At 63.8% G+C, this 17,976-nt stretch carries 12 protein-coding genes; 3 read left to right on the top strand and 9 right to left on the bottom strand.

Annotated features, from left to right (window positions below; genetic code table 11):
• Positions 1-160 precede the first annotated feature (160 nt).
• From QCE79_RS00475 to QCE79_RS00490, 4 genes are read right to left on the bottom strand one after another with little or no spacing between them, the layout of a single operon-like run.
• Positions 161-1,072 carry an MBL fold metallo-hydrolase gene (locus tag QCE79_RS00475; protein ID WP_309841111.1) on the bottom strand — a complete coding sequence of 304 codons (912 nt, stop codon included), beginning with the start codon at positions 1,070-1,072 and terminating at the stop codon, positions 161-163.
• A complete protein-coding gene (locus QCE79_RS00480) occupies positions 1,069-1,623 on the bottom strand; it encodes a MaoC family dehydratase N-terminal domain-containing protein (RefSeq protein WP_244828155.1) in 555 nt (184 codons plus the stop codon). Before QCE79_RS00480 ends, QCE79_RS00475 begins: the two co-directional genes overlap by 4 nt.
• A 38-nt stretch (positions 1,624-1,661) precedes the next feature.
• Positions 1,662-2,165, bottom strand: coding sequence for a YbaK/EbsC family protein (locus QCE79_RS00485; protein WP_309841113.1), 504 nt, complete (start codon positions 2,163-2,165; stop codon positions 1,662-1,664).
• Positions 2,166-2,195: 30 nt separating this feature from the next.
• The gene (locus tag QCE79_RS00490) at positions 2,196-3,119 is read right to left on the bottom strand and encodes a hydroxymethylglutaryl-CoA lyase (RefSeq protein WP_309841114.1); all 924 of its coding nucleotides are present in this window, start codon (positions 3,117-3,119) and stop codon (positions 2,196-2,198) included.
• Positions 3,120-3,412: 293 nt separating this feature from the next.
• On the opposite strand from QCE79_RS00490, the gene QCE79_RS00495 reads away from it, so the two are divergent.
• Positions 3,413-10,681: a non-ribosomal peptide synthetase gene (locus tag QCE79_RS00495; protein WP_309841115.1), complete on the top strand. Its 7,269-nt coding sequence runs from the start codon at positions 3,413-3,415 to the stop codon at positions 10,679-10,681.
• Between the two features lie 56 nt (positions 10,682-10,737).
• Here the strand turns inward: QCE79_RS00495 and QCE79_RS00500 are convergent, their stop codons facing one another.
• Positions 10,738-11,679 (bottom strand): glyoxylate/hydroxypyruvate reductase A, encoded by a 942-nt coding sequence (locus tag QCE79_RS00500; RefSeq protein ID WP_309841116.1) that lies wholly within the window; start codon positions 11,677-11,679, stop codon positions 10,738-10,740.
• A 150-nt stretch (positions 11,680-11,829) separates the two neighbouring features.
• Between QCE79_RS00500 and QCE79_RS00505 the strand changes: the two genes are divergently transcribed.
• Together QCE79_RS00505 and QCE79_RS00510 are read left to right on the top strand one after the other, a co-directional pair.
• Positions 11,830-12,429 (top strand): alpha/beta hydrolase, encoded by a 600-nt coding sequence (locus QCE79_RS00505; protein ID WP_244826782.1) that lies wholly within the window; start codon positions 11,830-11,832, stop codon positions 12,427-12,429.
• 110 nt (positions 12,430-12,539) lie between these two features.
• Positions 12,540-13,517, top strand: coding sequence for a sulfate ABC transporter substrate-binding protein (locus QCE79_RS00510; RefSeq protein ID WP_250491775.1), 978 nt, complete (start codon positions 12,540-12,542; stop codon positions 13,515-13,517).
• Positions 13,518-13,563: 46 nt separating this feature from the next.
• Here QCE79_RS00510 and bioB read toward each other — a convergent pair whose 3' ends face one another.
• The 4 genes from bioB to QCE79_RS00530 are packed head-to-tail and all read right to left on the bottom strand — an operon-like array spanning position 13,564 to position 17,831.
• A complete protein-coding gene (gene bioB / locus QCE79_RS00515; protein WP_309841117.1) occupies positions 13,564-14,613 on the bottom strand; it encodes a biotin synthase BioB in 1,050 nt (349 codons plus the stop codon).
• Positions 14,614-14,617: 4 nt separating this feature from the next.
• Entirely contained in the window at positions 14,618-15,319 is a 702-nt protein-coding gene (gene bioD, locus QCE79_RS00520) for a dethiobiotin synthase (RefSeq protein WP_250508471.1), read from the bottom strand.
• Complete coding sequence (gene bioF, locus QCE79_RS00525; RefSeq protein WP_309841118.1) at positions 15,316-16,521, bottom strand: 8-amino-7-oxononanoate synthase; 1,206 nt, start codon at positions 16,519-16,521, stop codon at positions 15,316-15,318. The genes bioD and bioF overlap by 4 nt, the downstream gene beginning before the upstream one ends.
• Positions 16,518-17,831 (bottom strand): adenosylmethionine--8-amino-7-oxononanoate transaminase, encoded by a 1,314-nt coding sequence (locus tag QCE79_RS00530; RefSeq protein ID WP_309841120.1) that lies wholly within the window; start codon positions 17,829-17,831, stop codon positions 16,518-16,520. The genes bioF and QCE79_RS00530 overlap by 4 nt, the downstream gene beginning before the upstream one ends.
• Between the last annotated feature and the right edge of the window lie 145 nt (positions 17,832-17,976).

A 17,976-nucleotide genomic window follows, 5' to 3' on the forward strand; every position in this document is an offset into this window, starting at 1 on the left:
CATGGTTGCCTTTAGTGTGCGCGTGTCGTCAACTTACTGTAGGGAAAGCACCGATGCACGTGATATAGCGGCGGGTTACGATGGCGTCGACGTTGATCACGTCCATACTATTCCGCCGCTTGCCGTAGCTGACAAGCGGCTTTCTTTTTGCGCGCGGAGTTCATACCGCCGAGAGCATGTCGCCTTCCATGTTGAGCGATCCGCCGCGCGCCAATTCCCCGACGATCTTTTCCAGCAATGCGCGATGCTGCGCGGGCGCGGCAAGCGCGTTCGCGGCGGCGCGCATGGCGCGGGCAGATGCGGTCATCGCGAGCAAGGTGTCGAAGGGCATCGAACGCACGTCCATCAACTTGAAGACGATCAACACTTTCAGCGCGTTCTTTGCGTTGCGGGCAGGGTCGGCACGCAGATAGTCGAGCCGCGACGCGGCCACGTCGAGTGCGCGCGCGACATCGGTGAAAGGCGCGCCGTGGCCCGGAACGACGACATCGACATCGAGTTGCGCGATGAGATCGAGCACCGCGCGTTCTTCCGCAAAACCGCTTTCGCCTTCGAGTTCCGGAAAAATCACGCCAAAGCCGTTTTCCCACAACGCGTCCGCGCTGATGAGGATGCGCGCCTCGGCGCAATACAGCATGAGCGAGTGCGGATCGTGGCCCGGCGCGCCCAGCACGGACCATTCGAAGCCGCCGAGCATGAGCGTGGCGCCATTCTCGATCGTGCCGTCGAACGTGAACCGATCACAACGCTGCGCCGTGGCGTGAAACGTCAGCGCCTCTTCGTCCCAGACACGCACCGCGTGCGCTTCACTTTGCGGGATCAGCGTATTGCACGCATAGGTGCGTTGCAGCAGTGCGTTGCCGCCGCAGTGATCCGAATGCAAGTGCGTGTTGACGATCAGATCGAGCTTGCGCGCACCGAGCGCGTGCTGCACGAGCGCCAGCGTTTGCGGCGCGTGCGAGACGTAGCCCGTGTCGATCAAGGCCGTGCCCTCATCGCTCGCGAAAAGCACGTTGTTCGACGACAACCAGCCGCGCTCGAACACCGTCATGGAAGCGGGCAGCGCGATCACGCTTGCTCCTTCGGCATGACGACGATAGTCGCCGTCGCCTCGATCACCGTCTCGCCAAGCTGATTCACCGCGCGGCCCGCGAGCTTCACCAGGTCGCCGCGAAGGCTCGTCTTCCACTTTGCATCGAGCACTTGCCAGCGCATGGCGAGCACGTCGTCGGCCTTCACCGCGCGCGTGAGCTTGATGCCGAACTCCAGTCCAAGCGGTTGCGCGTAAGTCGAGAAGTGTTCGGCGATCATCGCCATGAGATGCGCGGTCGGTTGCGTGCCCGACGCGATCAGCGAGCCGAAACGGCTGGCGCGCGCATACGCTTCGTCGTGATGCAGCGGGTTGGTGTCGTTGACGAGCGTGGCGAAGTGGCGAATGGAGTCCGCCGGCAAGGCAAGCGTCGCTTCGAACGATTCGCCGATACGCACCACGCGCGCGCCGCGACGACGGCTTTCGCCACGCGCGAGCACGTCGCGTTTCGCGTCATCGTCAATGGATGACCACGCCGCGATTTCGTCGATGGTGCGCAGGCAGCCGTCGCAAAAGCCCGTCTCCGGATTCATGCGGCAGACGTCCACGCACGGCGACGCGACCTCGCCTTTCATGGTGCGCGCAAGGCGACATCGACAACCGGCGCGCCCGTCAGCGACACGAGTTCTTGCGGCGTCAGATTGAACACCGCGTGCGGATGACCCGCCGCCGCCCACAGGCTTTCGAGCGTGAGCAAGTCTTCGTCGATGAGCGTCACGGGTTCGGTCGCATGACCGATCGGACATACGCCGCCAATGGCATAGCCGGTTTTCTCGCGCACGAACTTCGCATCCGCGCGCGCCAGTTCGCCGACGTGCGCCGCGACCTTCACTTCGTCCACGCGATTCGCGCCGCTTGCGATCACGAGCACGGGCGCGTCGTCGTCGCGGCGCCGGAAGAGAATGGACTTGGCGATCTGCGCCACGGAACAGTTCAGTCCCGCCGCCGCTTCCGCCGATGTCTTGCCGGTTTCCGGCAGCATTACGACGGGCCGCGCGTGACCGCGTTCCTGCAACAGAAGCGCGACGCGGCGCGCGGAATCGGGGAGGTCATCGAGATTCTGTACTTCGGTCATTGCTTTCCTTTCCATCGAACGATCAACGGGTCAGACGCAGGCGGCAACGGCGTCGCGCTGCTTGGCGAGCAGCGCCTTGCCCGCACGCGACGAACTCGGCTTGCCGATGGCGCGCGAAATGAAGTCGCCTGTCTCGACCAGTCGATCCAGGTCGATGCCCGTCTGGATGCCGAGTCCATTCATCAGATACACGACGTCTTCGGTCGCGACGTTGCCTGTCGCGCCCTTGGCATACGGACAGCCGCCGAGCCCCGCAACCGACGCATGAAATATCTCGATGCCTTCGAGCAGCGCCGCATAAATGTTGCCGACGGCCTGCCCATAAGTATCGTGGAAATGTCCTGACAGGCGTTCGCGCGGAAACGCTTTCGACGCCGCCGCCAGCACTTCGCGCGTGCGCTTGGGCGTGCCGACGCCGATGGTATCCGCGATATCGATTTCGTCGCAGCCAAGTGCCTTCATGCGCTCGACGACATCCACCACCGACGCCACGCTCACCTCGCCCTGATACGGACAGCCGAGCGCGCACGAGATGCTGCCGCGCAGACGCAAGCCTGCGTCCTTCGCGGCTTTCGCGACCGGCTCGAAGCGCGCGATGCTTTCCGCGATGCTGCAATTGATATTCTTTTGCGAGAACGCCTCGCTCGCCGCGCCGAAGATGACGATCTCGTCGGCCTTTGCTTCGAGCGCGCCCTCGAAGCCGCGCAAATTCGGCGTGAGCACGGAGTAAATGGTGCCCGCGCGACGCTCGATGCCCGCCATCAACGCGCTGGCATCCGCCATTTGCGGCACCCATTTCGGCGAGACGAACGAAGTCGATTCCACATTGACGATGCCCGCACGCGCGAGCCGGTTCACGAGCTCGATCTTGGTTTCCGTGGCGACGAATTCCTTCTCGTTCTGCAAGCCGTCGCGCGGCCCGACTTCGACGATTTTTACTTGAGTGGGGATCATGCCTGTCTCCTTGCGATTCTCTGGCGTCGGTTCGTTGCGTCAGCCAGTTTGCCACATCGGAAGCGAGCGCAAATGTCTGCTTGATTCAAGTAGCTTGGATGTATTGATTGCCGGATGGCAGTTAATGCTTTGATTGAATTGTAGTTTTTTGGCGTTTCACTCCTTTAACGAAAGGCCTGCTAACTATCATGGGCAGCCGAGAATGCCAGCCGGTCCGGGCGAGCGCGACGAGGCGAGGCGACTGGCTCGGTCACTTAGTCCCAAGGAACAACGCCGAACGGCAGAAGGTCATCATGAAGTTCGAAACTTATCCGCTTTCCCGAACGCAGGCGCGTGCGGCGAAGCAAACCGCCGCGGCACGCAATCTGTGCGCGGTCTTTCGACTGGACAACGTTCCCGACAGCGCGCGACTGGCGCGCGCGGTGGCGCGCGTGGCGCGGCACTCGCAACCGTTGCGCTGGCGCGTGATCCACGGCGACGATGGTCCGCGCTATCTGCTGCATGAAATCGGGTTGGCAGAACTCGAAGTCGTCGATATCGACGATGCCGATGAAGCCAGCGCATCCTCCATCATTCAGATGCTGTGCGCACGTCCGCTTCGGATAGACGCCGGCGCGCCTTGGGCGCTCACGTTGTTGCGCGGCGCATCTCGCGGCTATCTGGTCTTCGCCTGCCATCCCGCGCTGCTGGACCGCTTCTCATTGCAGCCGTTGTTCGCGGCGATCTCGCGCTCGTACGCGGGCGAGACGCTCGCAGGCGAGCTTTCGCTGGATCAGCGCGGCGTGCTCGTTGCGGAGCGCGCGTCGATGGAAGCGGAGCAATGGCGCGGCGATCTCGCGTTCTGGGTTCGGCAACTGGCCGATGGCGAATTCGCCTGGCAGCCGCCGCGCGTGGAAGGCGCGCCCGGCGAAGCGAGCTTTACGATGGCGCTCGGCGCCGCTACGAGTGGAGCGTTGCGTGAACAGGCCCGCGTGCTCGGACTGAGTATCGAATTTCTGCTGCAGAGTTGCCTGCATGTGCTGCTGCAGAAGATGTCGCGACAGTCGGCGGTGATTACGGCGCATCATCGGCGCGGGCGGGAGCAGCCATACGAGACGATGGGGCACGACGAGCGTCTGCGCTTCATCTGCAGCGAGTTCGACGACGCCATGACGTTGCGCCAGTATCTGCATCATGCGGCGTCGCAATTGGCGATGGCGGATTTCCACGGCAACATTCCCGCAGGCGATATCTTCGACGAACTCAAGCGCCTGCGTCCGGAATACGATCGCGCGACCAACGTGCTGTGCGAGCGCGATCATCTGCCGCATGACGCGCTCGTTCTCGGCGGCGCTCGCGGCGTGCTGCTCACGCGCTTCTGCCGCCGGCCCGAACGGCAGGACGTGGCGATCTATCTGCACGTGAGCGAGGACATCACGCTGCATGTGCAATTGCGTCATCCGCAAGCCTCGAACGGCCTTTCCATCGTCCTCGAACACTACGCGGCATTGTTGTCGGGACTCGCGGTACAACTCGATACGCCTGTCGGCGAGCTCGGTTTCGACACCGCATCGCTCGATGCGCGCCGTCGCGCGTGGTCGCTTGGCGCGCCGCTTGCATCGCCGCCGCGCGATGTGCTTGCGTGCATCGACGAGATGGTGCGAACTCAGCCGGATGCGCCAGCGCTGAGTGGCCCCGATGCGCGTTTCACCTACGCGGAACTGGCGGAAGCATCGGCGCGTATCGCGGACGCGCTTGCGCCCCACGCGAAGGCCAATGGTCTTGTCGGCGTATGCGTGTCGCGCGGTGCGCGAGTCGTGGCGGCCATGGTCGGCGTGCTGGCGGCCGGCGCGGGATATGTTCCGCTTGATCCGTTGATGCCCGAAGAGCGGCTGCGTTTCATGGCCGAGGATGCGCAACTGTGCGCCGTGATCGCGGACACCGCGACGCAAGCGCGAGTGCGCGCCGCATTCGATTGCCCGGCGCTGCTCATCGAAGACATGTTTGATACACCGAGCGGCGGGCCATCGGCGCTGTTTCGCGGGACCGATCCGTCGCACGCTGCGTATGTCATCTACACCTCCGGCACGACGGGCCGGCCGAAGGGCGTCGTGATCGAGCGCGGCATGCTCGCGCACATGATCGCGTCGCTCGAAGGCCGTTACGCACGCAATCCGGGCACGCGCTGGCTGCAGTTCGCATCCGTCAATTTCGACGCCAGTGTCTTCGAGATTTTCAATCCGCTCGCACATGGCGGACAACTCGTGGTTGCACCGGACTCGGTTCGCGCCGATCCCGCCGCGCTGTTCGACTTTCTCGCGCAATCGCGCATCACGCACGCATTTCTGCCGCCGGCCGTCTTGCGCTTGCTGCCGCGCCGCCCGTTGCCGGAACTCGACACGATCATGTGCGGCGGCGAAGCAAGCGACGACGACACCGTGCGCTTCTGGTCCTCGGTCGTGCGCTTGTCCAACATCTACGGCCCGACCGAGGCGACCGTGCTCTGCACGGAGAACACCTTCGGCGACCAGAAGCTTGCCAATCAACTGGGCCGCCCGCTGCCCGGCTACGCCATTCATTTGCTCGATGCCAACGGGCGCGGCGTGCCGCTCGGCGGTATCGGCGAGCTATGCATTGGCGGAGAGTCGGTGGCGCGCGGGTATTTGCGTCGTCCGGAAATGACGGCGGAAAAGTTCATCGATGACGCAAACGCAAACGAAGGCCGGCTGTATCGCTCCGGCGACCTTGGCCGCTTCCTTCCCAATGGAGAGATAGAGTTCCTCGGCCGCAGCGACTTTCAGGTGAAGGTGCGCGGTTATCGGATCGAGATCGCCGAGGTCGAGCATGTGATCGCGACGCAGCCGGAAGTCAGCGCGGTGTGTATCGGCACGCACAGGCATCAGGGCAGCAACGCGCTGGTCGCCTGGTACACGGCGAACGGGCTCGCCGCCGCCGAGCTGCGTCAGCGGCTGGAGACGCTTTTGCCGGCCTATATGGTTCCCGCGTTCATCGTGCCGATTGCACATTGGCCGCTCACCTTGAACGGCAAGATCGATCGCGCGCGCTTGCCCGCGCCTTCGACGCCCTCATCGCAAGCGAGCGCACGCCAGTTCGATTCGCTCGAATGCGCTGTGCAATCGGCGTGGGCCGCGACGCTTGACGTGACGCCGGATGCCATCGACGAAAGCAGTCACTTCTTCGAGGCAGGCGGCCATTCGTTGCTGGCGACGCTGGCTTGCGGACGTATTGGCGCGGCGCTCGGCGTGAACGTGAAGCCCGGCCTTCTGCTTGCCCATCCCGGTTTCGATGCGTTCTGCCACGCCCTGCGCAATACGCTCGATGGCGACGACGCTCTGACGCCCTTGCTTCACGATGCACGAGCCGCGCCGAGCGTCGCGATAACGAGCGGCATCGTCGAGGCGCTGTTTCATCGCGCGCGCATCGACCGGACTGACAACGCGTACAACATCGTCGTGCGCGCCGACTTCTCGCGCGAAGTGAATCCACTCGAACTGCATGCGGCGCTCAAACGGCTTTTCTCGCGCGATTCGCTCTTCAGTTCCACCCTCACGGATGCTCACGGTGAACTGCGTCTGATGTCGGTGGCGTCTCGCGACTCCGCGCTCATTCCGATCCAAAGCGCCACGGCGGAGACGATCCGCGCGCACATCGACGCATGGACCACGGCAGCGATTCATCCGGACGCAGCGCCTTGCTGGCGCGCGCACATGCTGCTCGATGCCGAAAGCGGCGTGAGCACGGTCCTTATCGGCGTCCATCACGCGCTGTTCGACGGCTGGTCGCTCAAGCTTCTGCTCGATGAACTCGCGGCGCTTTACGAAGGTAAGCCGTTTGCGCAGCGCACGCCGAACTGGTTCGACTACTGCGCGTGGATGCATGAGATAGCGAAAACGCCGGCGCATGCGCGCGCACGAAACTACTGGACGAACAAGCTGCGGGGCACGCCACTGCGCCTCGAATTGCCATTCGATTTCACCACGCGCCATGCCAACGCGAACCGCATCGTTCCCGTTCACCTCACGCGAGAACGCGCCGACAAGCTGCGCCGTATCGCGCAGGATCGAGGCACGACGCTATCGCCCGTGCTGTTCGCGCTGCACCTCGCCTGGCTATGGCGCCTGAGCGGGCAGCCGACGATTGTGAGCGGCTACCCTCAGGCGGGCCGCGACATTCCCGGCAGCGAGAACGTCTACGGCATGCTCGTGTCGATGGCCGTGATGAAAGTGCGCATCGATCCGCGTCAGAGTTTCGGTGAACTCGTCTCGGCCGTGCACGCGCAAATGCTCGAAGACCGCGATCATCTGCTCGCCACGCCTTACGAGGCCGGCATCGAAGATATCGGCGCGCTCAACACGCTGTTCAGCTTGCAAAGCGGCATCGACTTGCAGGCGCGCATCGGCGCTGGCAGCGTCAGCGTGGAGGAGTTGCCGACGAAGACCTCGAAGGCCGATATTTCCGTGATCCTTTACGCGAATCAGCAAGGGGAAATCGATGGCCGTATCGAATACGATGGTTCGCTCTTCGAAGCGCGCTCGGCCCACGCAATGAAAGACGTGCTGGACACCCTCATCGACGCCGCCGCGAATCAGCCTTCCGCGCTCGTCGGTGAGTTCGCCTATCTGAGCGATGCGCAACGCGCGCTCATCACAGGCTTTTCGCGCGGCGCGCCGCTCGACGACGCGGCTTCGTCGATACCGGCGCGCTTCGCATCGATAGCGTCGCGCTTTGCCGATCGCGAAGCCATTCGCTTCGAGAACGAAACACTGCGCTATGACGAACTCGACGCTCTGAGCGAGCGCATTGCCGGCGGCTTGCTGGAACGCGTGACGGAGGGCTCGTGCGTCGGTCTCGCGATGGCGAAAGGTCCGCTTCTCGTCGCCGTGATTCTGGGCGTGCTCAAGGCCGGTTGCGCTTATGTGCCGCTCGACCCTTCCTATCCCGCCGAGCGTCTCACGCACTTCGCAACCAACTGCGCGCTTACCGCATGTATCGCCGATGCAGACGGCCGCGCCGGCCTCGAAGCCGCGCAACTCTCGCATCTCACCTTTCTCGATGCTGAAATGCTCGCGCGAGCCGTCCCGCGCGCGCGCCCGGATGTATCGCCCGATGCACTCGCTTACGTCATCCACACCTCCGGCTCGACGGGCAAACCGAAGGGCGTGCTGATCGAACATCACAGCGTCGCGCGCATGGTCGCGGGCGCGGCGACGGCGCTCGGTTATGCGGCTGGCTGCATCAGCACCCTCGTGGCATCGACGAATTTCGACGCCAGCGTGCTCGAAATTTTCCTGGCGCTTCTGAATGGCGGCACGCTCGTCATCGCCCCCGAAGCGGCGCGGCGCGACCCCGAAGTCCTGCACGGCCTGCTCGAGCGCGAAAGCGTGACGCACGCCATTCTCGCGCCGGTGCTGTTGCAAGGCTTGCCGAAGAGGCCGTTGCCTGCCATGCAGATGCTTGCGTTCGGCGGCGATACCCTCGACGAAACCGCCGCGCGCTGGTGGTCCGGCCAGACGCGCCTCTTCGCGCTCTATGGCCCAACCGAAGCCACGGTGATGGCAACCTGCGGCCAGATCGCGCCCGATGGCCGCGTGCGCGTGCTCGGCAAGCCGCTGCCCGGCTATGACGTCTATCTGCTCGACGCGCAGTCGCAACGCGTGCCGGTGGGCTCCATCGGCGAGATTTGTATCGGCGGGGCGAATCTCGCGCGCGGCTATCGCAATGAATCGACACTGACCATGCGCCGCTTCGTTGCCGATCCGTTTGCGGGCAAGCCCTATGCACGGATGTATAAGACCGGCGACCTCGGCCGCTATCTCGCGAATGGCGAAATCGAGTACTTCGGCCGCAACGACGAACAGATCAAGCTGCGGGGTTTTCGGATCGAGCTGGGCGAAATCGAGAACGAGCTTGCCAGCGTGCCGGGCGTGGAGAGCGTGGCCTGCGCGATGCGCGGCGAAGGCGAGCAACGCTACATCGCGGCTTATTACGTGCTGCAAGCGGATGCGTACGTCGATGAAGACAGGCTGCGCGCGCAGGTTGCGGCCGCGTTGCCGGATTACATGGCGCCCGCGCGCTACACCGAGCTTACGGCTCTGCCCGTTTCGGGTTCCGGCAAGATCGATCGCCGAGCGCTGCCCGAGCCGGCGGCACGATCGAGCGGCGCACCGCCGCGCGCGGGAGTAGAAGCGGACATCGCCGCGATCTGGTGTGCGCTGCTCCATCTCGATACCGTCAGCCGCGAAGACGACTTCTTTCATCTCGGCGGCAACTCCATTCTCGCAATGCGCATGCATGCGCGCGTGCGCGCCGAGACGGGCATCGATTTCGCGATTCCGGCGTTTTATCGCGCGCCGACCATCGCGGCTCTCGCCAATGGCGATGGTTACGACGACATCGCCCGCGCCGTCGCGGACGCCGCCTTGCCGCTCGCGGCGCCCGACGTTGCGCTGCCGCCGTGGCACGAGAAAAACGGCGCGCGCATCGGCAGCGTCGTTCTGACGGGCGCGAGCGGGTTTATCGGTATTCATTTGCTGGCCGAACTGAGCCGTCGGACCGACACGATCTTCTGTCTTCAACGCTGCGCCGATCCCGCAGCGGGCCTTGCGCGTCTTGTCGATGAAGCGCGTGCAGCCGGTCTGGCAATCGATTTTTCGCGCGTGCAGGTGCTGTGCGCCGATCTCGGGCGGCCGCGTCTCGGTCTGTCCGATGCCGACTGGCAGCAGCTCGCCGAGCGTGCGGATGCAATCCTGCATTGCGGCGCGCTCGTACATCATCTGCACGGTTACGGCAGTTTGAAGGCCGCGAACGTGGGCGGCACCGAGGCGTTGCTGCAACTGGCGTTATCGGTGCGCATGAAGCCGTTGTGCTTCCTTTCGACCATGTCCGTGCCGATGATGCAACAAGGCGCGACACGCGTCGAAGAGCGTATCGACGGCGCGAGGCCGCAGTCCGACAACGGCTATTTGCTTGGCAAATGGGTCGGCGAGCAGCGCGTGCTGGCGTATAGCCGCGCATACGGCTTGCCGGCCACGGTCGTGCGCGTGGGCAACGTCACGGGGCACGGGGAGAGCGGCTATAGCAACTATCGGCATAACCACTTTTGGCTCTTCAATCAGGGATGCATTCAGATGGGCGCGTATCCTGCCACGGGGCAGCCCGTGGAAATGACGCCGGTCGATTTGCTCGCCCGCGCCGTATGCGCGCTGGCGCTGCATCCGCGAGATGGATTGCATGTGGCAAATCTGCAGAACCCGGAGCGTATTGAACAGGCGGAATGGTTCGATGCGCTCGCCAGGCAAGGTCTGCGCGCGAATCCGGAAACGCCGGAAGCGTGGAAGCAGCGCCTCGCGACGATAGACCCGACTAACGGTCTGGCGCTTCTCCGTGATTTCTACACGGGCGACCTCGACTGGCACGACATGCCGGTCGAACAGATCGGCACGATCAGCCGGCTCGCGCGGTTCGATGTGAGTCTTACAATCGACCGTGCGCGGTTGATGCGCGTCTATGTGCGGTATTTGCGCAATGAAGGCTTCATGCCGATCGAGGCAAAAACCATGTGAGGCCGGCGCTGCCGTCTCCTTCAAGCAAGACGGCAGCGCCGCTACGGTTTTCGCATTCAATACCCTCGCGAAAAATCCACGATACCGCCAATGGTTTCCCCGCGCGACAGCGCCTTGATCTTCGCCGCGATCTGCACGATGCTCTCCTCGCGCAACGTCTCCGCCGAGATATGCGGCGTGACCGACACGCGCGGATGCTTCCAGAACGGATGCTCCTTGGCCAACGGCTCGACATGAAACACATCGAGCGTCGCGGCGGCGAGCTGGCCGCTATCGAGGGCGGCGAGAAGGTCGTCATCGACGAGATGCGGACCGCGCGCCACGTTCACGAGATAAGCACCGCGCGCGAGCTTCGAAAAAGTGCGCGCGTTGAGAATGCCTTCGGTGTCCGGTGTATGCGGCAGCAAGTTGACGAGCACGTGCACGCCATCTAGAAACGCATCGAAGCGCTCGGGACCCGCATAAACCTCGACACCTTCTATTGTCTTCGCCGTGCGGCTGTAGCCTCGCACCGGCACGCCGAGCTCGAGAAGCCCGCGCGCCACTTCACCACCGAGAACGCCGAGACCCAGCACACCCACCGTGAACGATGCGCGCGCATGCTGCGTAAGTTTCTGCCAGCGTCCCTCCCTTTGCAGCGCTTCGTATTCGTCGAAGCGGCGCAGATAGCGCAGAACGGCATACGTCGAATACTCGACCATTTGTTGCGCCATGCCGGTGTCTTCCAGACGCACGAGCGTGGCGTTCGGCGGCAGCGTGCCGGGTTCCTTGCGCTCGACATCGAGGATTGCATCGACGCCCGCGCCGAGATTGAAGATGGCCTTCAATTCCGGCCGGTTCGCGAAGAGTTCGCGCGGCGCGCGCCAGACGATGGCGTAATCGGCGGGCGCGGTGTCGCCAGGCTGCCAGATGCGCAGATCGGCGTCCGGCAGTTCGCGGCGCAAACCGCCGAGCCATGCGTCGGTGTCCGCGTGCTCTTCGTAGAAGATGATTTTCAACGTCCGCCTCCGTCGTTCGATCCACCCATTCTAAAGGGTGCAAAAGCGTGCGGCTGCATCCGCGAGCATATCGACATGACGATTGATTCGTTCGTCCTTGCCGCGCGCCACGCGAAAATGCAAGGTGAACAATGTCAGCGAGAACCGCACATGACGACCAGCAATCGAACACCGCGCCCCGCGCTGCTGACGGTGCCCGGCTTGCACGGCAGCGAGGGCGCGCACTGGCAAAGCTGGCTCGAGCATCAGTATGCCGATACATCGCGTGTCGAACAGGCAGACTGGGACGCACCGCATCTCGACATCTGGGCAAACGCCGTGCTCGCGCAACTCGCGACCATTCGCCGTCCTGTCGTGCTTGCCGCGCATAGCTTCGGCTGTCTCGCGACGGCGCACGCGCTCGCGCAGAATCGAACCGATGCCGAAGTCGTCGGCGTATTGTTCGTCGCGCCCGCGAGCCCGGAGAAGTTCCGTTTCGCCGGTCACTTCGAGCCGACGCGTCTTGCCGTGCCTTCCATTCTCGTCGGCAGCGAAACCGATCCGTGGATGCCGCTCGACCACGCGCGCGATCTTGCAGCACGGCTTTCGAGCGCGTTCGTGAATCTCGGCGATGCCGGTCATATCAACACGGCGGCGGGTTTCGGTCCGTGGCCGCGCGCGAAATATTTCATCGACACGCTGGCTCAATATGCTTACCCTGCTGAAAGTTTCGCGGGCGAAGTCTCCTTGCACGAGCACGCGTATGGCTGATGCGCCCGGTTTCATCGACGAACATGAACCATCCGGCCGCCATCGCGCGGCCTTTCTTTTGCAATCGCATTCTTGAGGACGATATGGCGGGATACAGTAAGCGCGTGCTGATGGCAGCCGCGGCGCTCTATATGACGGCGGGCATCGCGCATGCCGACACTTCGTTGCTCAACGTCTCCTACGACGTGACGCGCGAACTGTACAAGGACATCGATACGGCGTTCATCGCCGACTACAAAAGCCGCGCGGGCGAAACGGTGACGGTGAAGCAGTCGCATGGGGCGTCGAGCGCGCAGGCGCTGTCGGTGCTTCAGGGACTGCAAGCCGATGTCGTGACGATGAATCAGCCCAACGACATCGACCTGCTTGCCGAACGCGGTCAACTCGTTCCGGCCAACTGGCGCACGCGTCTTCCGAACGGCAGCGCGCCCTACACGACGACCATGGTGTTCCTCGTGCGAAAGGGCAATCCGAAGAACATCAAGGACTGGAGCGATCTCGCGCGGCCGGGCGTGCAAGTGATCATCGCGAATCCGAAGACTTCGGGTAATGGCCGCTACACGTATCTCGCGGCGTGGGGCTACAAGAAGCAGCAGGGCGCAACGGATGCGCAGGCGCTGGACTTCGAGAAAGCGATCCTCGCCAACGTGCCGACGCTCGACACCGGTGGGCGCGGTGCGACCACGACCTTCACGCAGCGCAATATCGGCGACGTGCTCGTGACTTTCGAGAACGAAGTCGGTCTGATCGAAGCAGGCGTCGGCGCGAAGGACTTCGATGCGGTGTATCCGTCATCGAGCCTGCTGGCGGAGCCGCCGGTTTCCATCGTCGACAAGGTGGTGGACAAGCGCGGCACGCGCAAGGAAGCGCAGGCGTACGTGGACTTTCTTTACACGCCGCAAGCGCAGGAGATCATCGCGCAGCATCATTTGCGGCCGCGTAACGCGGAGGTGCTGGCCAAGCATGCAAGCGAGTTCAAGCCGCTCAAGACGTTCACGGTGGAGCAGATCTTCGGTAGCTGGCAGAAGGCGCAGCAAACCCATTTCGCCGATGGCGGGACTTTCGATCAGGTGGTCGAGAAGAAATAACCGAAAGGGCTCGCCACGCGCGAGCCCTTTTCTTTTTACTCTCCGCTCAGTTCGAGCAGCCGCGTTCTTCCGCGCTGACGTTCTGCGCCGATTCCGCGCGCATTCCCAGACGCTCGATCAGCTTGCGGTCCGCTTCGGCTTGCGGATTGCTCGTCGTGAGCAACTGATCGCCGTAGAAGATCGAGTTCGCGCCCGCCGCGAAACAAAGCGCCTGCAACGCTTCATCCATCTGCTCGCGTCCGGCCGAAAGACGGACCATCGCCTTGGGCATGGTGATACGCGCCACCGCGATCGTGCGCACGAACTCGAAGGGATCGAGCGGCGCGGTGCCCGTGAGCGGCGTGCCGGCCACTTGCACGAGATTGTTGATCGGCACCGACTCCGGATACGGCTCCATGTTGGCGAGCTGCGAGATCAAACCGGCGCGTTCACGCCGCGATTCGCCCATGCCGACAATCCCGCCGCAGCACACGTTGATGCCCACATCGCGCACGCGTTCGAGCGTATCGAGACGATCCTGATACGTGCGCGTCGAAATGATCTGGCCGTAGAACTCGGGCGACGTATCGAGATTGTGGTTGTAGTAATCGAGGCCGGCATCGCGCAAGCCTTCTGCCTGATGCGGCTCCAGCATCCCAAGCGTCACGCAGGTTTCCAGTCCCATTGCCTTGACGCCGCGAATCATGTCCTTGATCGGCTCAAGATGGCGATCCTTCGGATTGCGCCACGCCGCGCCCATGCAAAAGCGCGTCGCGCCGTTGGCCTTGGCGGCTTCGGCGGCCTTCAGCACTTCATCCACGGCCATCAGCTTGTCGGCTTGCAGGCCAGTGTCGTGATGCACGGACTGCGGACAGTACGCGCAATCTTCCTCGCAGCCGCCGGTCTTGATCGACAGAAGCGTGGAGAGCTGTACGGCGTTCGGATCGAAATGTTCGCGATGCACCGTTTGCGCGCGATACAGCAGGTCGTTGAACGGCAGGTCGTAAAGCGCGACGATATCGGCGACTTTCCAGCGCGCCTGCACGGGCGTTTGCGTCGGCGCGGAGGTTTGCGCGGCAGTTTGCAACGATGGGTTGGCAGTGATGGTCTGCGTCATGAATTCAGTCCTTGAGTAAAAGCCGGCCGAGCAGAAGGCGCGTGTCGAGATGATCGGCGGCGCGCGCGGCGTCGGATGGCGCGAAATGCGGAATCACGCCGATGAGCGGTGCTTCGAGCCGGTGTTGCAGCGAATGAATGTTTTCTTCCGGATAAAGCATGTGCGGATCGACGCGATTCGCCACCCAGCCCGCGATGCGCAAGCCGCGCGACGTGATCGCCTCGGCGGTCAGCAACGCATGGCTGATGCAGCCGAGCCGCATGCCGACCACGAGCACGACCGGCAGCTTCAGCGCGACGGCGAGATCCGCGGTGTCATGGGTATCGTCTAGCGGCACGCGAAAGCCGCCCACGCCTTCCACGACGACGATATCCGCATGATCGCACGCCACGCGATGCGCCTCTACGATGCGCCCGATATCCAGCGCAATGCCTTCACGCGCGGCGGCGATATGCGGCGCAATCGGCTCGCGCATCATGAACGGCGTGCGAATGGCGGGCGGCAGCGCGACGTTGGCGGCGGCATCGAGTTGATCGGCGTCTTCGTTATGCAGCACGCCGTCACGTTCGATTGCGCCGGACGCGATGGGTTTCATCGCGGCGGCGCGCAAGTTCGCGCGCGCGAAGCCATGCAACAGCGCGCACGAGACGAAGGTCTTGCCGATCTCCGTATCGGTGCCGGCGACGAATAGCGATAAAGCGGTCATGTCGTTTCTTTACTGAGCGTGCCAAGTGCTTCGTCGAGTCGGGCGAGGTCGTCGTCGCCATGCGCGGCCGATAACGAAATGCGCAAGCGCGATGTCCCCGCGGGCACGGTCGGCGGGCGGATCGCGGGAACCCAGAGGCCTCGTTTGTCGAGCGCGGCGGCGAGCGCGAGCGTTTCGTCGTTGCCGCCGATGACGAGCGGCTGCACCGCCGTCTTCGATTCGACCGGCAACCAGCGTGTGCGTTTCAACATGCCGCGCGTCGTTTCGATGAGCGATGCCAGATGCTTGCGTCGCGCATCGCCGTCTTCGCTGCCGATCAACCCGATGCTCGCGGATACGGCGTGCGCCACGGCAGGCGGCGACGCGGTCGTGAAGATATAAGGCCGCGCGCGCTGGACCAGCCATTCGATGACCGTCTCGCTTGCCGCGACGAACGCGCCGGAAACGCCCGCCGCCTTGCCTAGCGTGCCGACATAGACGAGATGCGGCGAGCGCAGCGCGAATTGCGCGAGCGCGCCGCGACCTTGCGGACCGAGCACGCCGAAGCCGTGGGCATCGTCGACGACGAGCCACGCACCGTATTTCTCCGCGAGTTCCACGAGACTTTGCACCGGCGCGATATCGCCGTCCATGCTGAACACGGTATCCGTCACGATGAGCTTCGTCGTCGCGTCCGCTTGCGATGCATCGAGCATGGCGTCGAGCGCTTCCATGTCGGCGTGCGGATAAATTTGCACTTGCGCGCGCGAGAGCCTGACGCCATCGATCAGCGACGCATGATTCAGCGCGTCGGAGAACACCATCGTGCCGCGTCCGGCGAGCGTCGAGAGCACGGCGAGATTGGCCATGTAACCGGTGCTGAAGTAAAGCGCGCGCGGGTTGTCGACGAAGCCGCCGGAAAACGCGGCGAGATCGTCTTCGAGTTGCGCGTGGGCGCGCGAATGGCCGCCCAGCAGATGCGAGCCGCCGCTGCCCGCGCCATACAGCGACGCGCCTTCGGCAAGCGCTTCCCGCAGCGCTTCGTGGGCGGCGAGACCGAGATAGTCGTTGCTCGCGAAGCCGATCATCGCGCGGCCATCGACGGTCATATGGGCCGAACACGCGCTGTCGATGGTTCTGCGACGGCGGCGCAAACCGCGCGCGTCGATATCGGCGAGTCCTTGCTGCAGCGTTTCGTAGAGCGCTTTCGATGTATCGCTCATGCGGTGGCCTCGGCGGCGGCCAGCGTGGCATCGAGCGTTTCGCGCGTGCGCTTGGCGAGCAGCGCGAGTTCGTCGTCGGTGAGCACGTATGGCGGCATCAGATAAACCGTCTTGCCGATAGGACGCAGCAACAGTTCGCGCCGCAGCCCCAACTCGAAGAAGCGACGCGAGAACGCGCGATCTTCGGTGACGACATCGAACGCGAAGATCGTGCCGCGCTCGCGCAGATTGCGCACACGTTCATGCCTCACGAGCGGCTGCAAGGCCTCGCGCAAAAGCGCGGCCTTGCGGCGATTCTCCGCGAGCACGTTGGCGCTTTCGAACAGATCGAGCGTCGCGAGCGCGGCGCGGCATGCAAGCGGATTGCCCGTGTACGAATGCGAATGCAGAAAGCCGCGCGTGACGTCGTCATCGTAGAAAGCGGCGTAGATGTCATCGCGCGTGAGCACGATGGAAAGCGGCAGATAACCGCCGCTGATGCCCTTCGACAAGCACACGAAGTCCGGCCAGATGCCCGCTTGCTCGCACGCGAAGAAGGTGCCGGTGCGGCCGCAGCCGACCGCGATCTCATCGGCGATCAAATGCACGCCGTGTTCATCGCACAGGGCGCGCAAGCGGGTGAGATACGACGCGTCGTACATCGCCATGCCGGCCGCGCATTGCACGAGCGGCTCGACGATCACGGCGGCGAGATGCGCGGCGCGTTGTTCGAAGAGCGCGCGCATGGCGTCGATGGCTTCGTCTTCGCCACTCGCCGCCGGCGATGCGACCACATGCGCGTGACGGATCAGCGGATCGTATGCGTCCTTGAAGAGCGCGACATCGGTCACGCCGAGCGCGCCGATGGTTTCGCCGTGATAGCTGTTCGCCATGCACACGAACTCGCGCTTTTCACTTTGCCCACGGTTGCGCCAGAAGTGAAAGCTCATCTTCAACGCGATCTCGACGGCGGACGCGCCATCGGACGCAAAAAAAGCATGACCGAGCGTGTGCCGTGTGAGCGCGGACAGCCGTTCGGCCAGTTCGACGGCGGGCGCATGCGTGCAGCCCGCAAGCATCGCGTGTTCGAGCGTATCGAGTTGATCCTTGAGCGCGCGGTTGATGTCGGGATTCGCGTGGCCGAACAGATTGACCCACCACGAACTGATGGCGTCGAGATAGCGGTTGCCCGCCGGGTCGTAGAGCCACGCGCCCTTGCCGCGCGCGATGGGCACGAGCGGCATGCGCTCGTGGTGTTTCATCTGAGTGCACGGGTGCCACACCGCGGCGAGCGAGCGCGCGACCCAGTCCTGATTGTCTTCTGTGTTCAAAAACGGCTCCCAGGCGGCGCATGGCGCCAGCCGGATACATCGGGCAAGCCGCGAGGGCCTGCGCTATTCGAGGATTGCGCCTGACTTCGCGCGCTTCGATTATGGCGAAAATATCCGGAAGCTTCGCTTTTCGGCCGGGTCCTGG

This window comes from Caballeronia sp. LZ003, assembly GCF_031451465.1.
Lineage (GTDB): Bacteria > Pseudomonadota > Gammaproteobacteria > Burkholderiales > Burkholderiaceae > Caballeronia.

What these genes read in the sequence shown, in the direction of transcription:
- QCE79_RS00480 (WP_244828155.1), bottom strand. Translation starts at nt 1,623, where the DNA reads ATGAATCCGGAGACGGGCTTTTGCGACGGCTGCCTGCGCACCATCGAC.
- QCE79_RS00485 (WP_309841113.1), bottom strand. Translation starts at nt 2,165, where the DNA reads ATGACCGAAGTACAGAATCTCGATGACCTCCCCGATTCCGCGCGCCGC.
- QCE79_RS00490 (WP_309841114.1), bottom strand. Translation starts at nt 3,119, where the DNA reads ATGATCCCCACTCAAGTAAAAATCGTCGAAGTCGGGCCGCGCGACGGC.
- QCE79_RS00495 (WP_309841115.1), top strand. Translation starts at nt 3,413, where the DNA reads ATGAAGTTCGAAACTTATCCGCTTTCCCGAACGCAGGCGCGTGCGGCG.
- QCE79_RS00505 (WP_244826782.1), top strand. Translation starts at nt 11,830, where the DNA reads ATGACGACCAGCAATCGAACACCGCGCCCCGCGCTGCTGACGGTGCCC.
- QCE79_RS00510 (WP_250491775.1), top strand. Translation starts at nt 12,540, where the DNA reads ATGGCAGCCGCGGCGCTCTATATGACGGCGGGCATCGCGCATGCCGAC.
- bioB (WP_309841117.1), bottom strand. Translation starts at nt 14,613, where the DNA reads ATGACGCAGACCATCACTGCCAACCCATCGTTGCAAACTGCCGCGCAA.
- bioD (WP_250508471.1), bottom strand. Translation starts at nt 15,319, where the DNA reads ATGACCGCTTTATCGCTATTCGTCGCCGGCACCGATACGGAGATCGGC.
- bioF (WP_309841118.1), bottom strand. Translation starts at nt 16,521, where the DNA reads ATGAGCGATACATCGAAAGCGCTCTACGAAACGCTGCAGCAAGGACTC.